Genomic DNA, 239 nt, shown 5'->3' on the forward strand with positions numbered 1-239 from the left:
CATCATTTAAAGAAAGCGTAATAGCTCACTGGTCGAGTCGGCCTGCGCGGAAGATGTAACGGGGCTAAACCATGCACCGAAGCTGCGGCAGCGACACTTAGGTGTTGTTGGGTAGGGGAGCGTTCTGTAAGCCGTTGAAGGTGACCTGTGAGGGTTGCTGGAGGTATCAGAAGTGCGAATGCTGACATAAGTAACGATAAAGCGGGTGAAAAGCCCGCTCGCCGGAAGACCAAGGGTTC

General features: G+C 53.6%; 1 rRNA gene. It reads left to right on the forward strand.

Features of this window, described 5'->3' with window-relative positions:
• Positions 1-239: ribosomal RNA gene (locus KK102_RS22135) — 23S ribosomal RNA — on the forward strand; the annotation flags it as partial.

It is taken from the genome of Enterobacter quasimori (assembly GCF_018597345.1).
GTDB classification, from domain to species: domain Bacteria; phylum Pseudomonadota; class Gammaproteobacteria; order Enterobacterales; family Enterobacteriaceae; genus Enterobacter; species Enterobacter mori.